The organism is Pseudoalteromonas sp. SR45-5, from assembly GCF_014163565.1.
GTDB classification, from domain to species: domain Bacteria; phylum Pseudomonadota; class Gammaproteobacteria; order Enterobacterales; family Alteromonadaceae; genus Pseudoalteromonas; species Pseudoalteromonas distincta.
On the sequence record NZ_JACJDN010000691.1, the window covers coordinates 1 to 1,976 of the forward strand.

Here is a 1,976-nt window from a genome sequence, read left to right on the forward strand (position 1 = left end):
ATTCAATATTTTATAAATAGACAATCACCACTCAAAGCGCAGGAGTTATTAACTGAGCTTGAGAATAATGAAAACTACAAACATCAATTAGCCAGCCTAACTAAAACTGGTGATTACTTAGTATATACAAGAATAAACTTAATCAAAGCAAACTTAGCTACAACTAATAAACAGCGAGAGCAATTTTGCTTAAGTGCTATCAAAGCAATTTCTGAAGCTGCAAAAATAAGTCAGAGCGTAAAAATAACATACCCACTAGTACAAGCTTATACCTGTTTAAACAGAGAAGACGAGATATCAGAAATAAAAACAAGCCTAGTTAAATTAGGCATTACGAACTTCCAACTATAATTACTCATAAAGGAAATGATATGAATAACACCCTAGAAAATGTCGACTTTCAAGTAAATATTGAACTTAACAACGGTGAAGCTATTTTTAGCTATACAAAAAATGGCGAACCCGCTACTGGCGGTGGTGTTGTAAGAACTGAAACCGCTGGCAACTACAATTTAGACGATGCCACAATTCAAAATGGTTTCGTATTTACTGGCGCTACTATCACCAATATCGACACACAAAAACCATGCGCCCAAGACTTCAGCTATAAAGTAAGTGACAACGGCCACACAATTATCATTACCGACACAGATGAAAATAATGGCTCTGTATGCTTAATCTTTAACGTTGAGTGTAATGGCAATAAATATGAAAGCGCTGATCCTCAAGTTAAGAATGAAAAAGAACTCTAATTAGTAATGCTTATTTTTAAATTGCACAGGCATATTAATTGCGGTGTAATTTATTTAAAAACGCCCCTTAAATAAACTTAAATAACAACAACTTAAATCAGAAGGTTACCGAAAGGTTTAAAAACGATAAATTGAATAAACTGCTAGACATAAAGTTTCATTAACAATAAAAATGAGCAACACCATGTCTAACAATAATGAAAATGAGCAACACCATGTCTAACAATAATGAAAATAGCAAAGCAAACAACACCGACAGCGCTGTATCTGCATTAATCAGCAGCATTTCTAATACCGTTAACAATGAAAAAATAAGCGCAATTATTAATGTCACTAATGTCATGGCCGATGCTATTTTTATTGTTAATGCAGATGGGGTGTTTGAATCAGTAAATCCCGTAGCAGCACGTTTTTTCAATGTAACGTCTGATTCATTAATAGGTAAAAAATGGCAAGATTGTTTACAAGAACAGTATCGCGATGACTATAAATACATGTTTGAAAGTTGGAAAAACAACTATCAAACACCACTCAATCATGGTCCGAAAGAAGTTCAAATAAGAAAAAACAATGGTAACTGTTTAGATGTTGAGTTATCTATATCATGTTTACCCGAATCGGTAGTCGCAAGTACCCCACTTTTTATTTGTATAATGCATGATATTTCAAAGCACGTTAAAAAATACAAAGTACTGGAAAACGTAGCCAGACTTGATCATCTCACTGGTATTGCTAATCGCTGTACTTTAGAAAAAACCATCATTAAAAATTGGCAAGAGTGCATAGTTAACAAGCAGCCTCTTAGCTTTATACTTATTGATATTGATTACTTTAAATTATTTAACGATAACTTTGGCCATGTAAAAGGTGATAAGTGCCTTCAAAAAGTCGCTCGTACAATTGAAGAGTGCTTACCATCTAAAGACAGTTTAGTAGCACGCTATGGTGGTGAGGAGTTTGCTGTTGTGCTGCCTCGTTCGCATATTTCAAATGCACAAATGATTGCTAAGCGTATTCAAGAAAAAATACTCAACATTAATTTTAGAGATCTCGGTTTACCAGCGAATGTAAAAATAAGTGTAAGTCAGGGTTTAGCGTGTGAATACAATAATCAATACAGAACATCTGAGGCATTAATATGCGCGGCGGATACTGCCTTATACAGAGCGAAGTCGGAAGGTCGTAATAAATTATGTATAAGGTGATGTACTAACTATTTGGTAT

At 34.2% G+C, this 1,976-nt stretch carries 2 protein-coding genes and 1 pseudogene; all 3 read left to right on the forward strand.

Going from position 1 to position 1,976, the window contains the following annotated elements:
• Nucleotides 1-351: pseudogene (locus H5072_RS18060) on the forward strand (transcriptional regulator); the annotation flags it as partial.
• Between the two features lie 20 nt (nt 352-371).
• Nucleotides 372-752, forward strand: coding sequence for a DP-EP family protein (locus H5072_RS18065; RefSeq protein ID WP_165723569.1), 381 nt, complete (start codon nt 372-374; stop codon nt 750-752).
• Between the two features lie 215 nt (nt 753-967).
• Nucleotides 968-1,957 (forward strand): sensor domain-containing diguanylate cyclase, encoded by a 990-nt coding sequence (locus tag H5072_RS18070; protein WP_182694340.1) that lies wholly within the window; start codon nt 968-970, stop codon nt 1,955-1,957.
• The last annotated feature ends 19 nt before the right edge of the window (nt 1,958-1,976 follow it).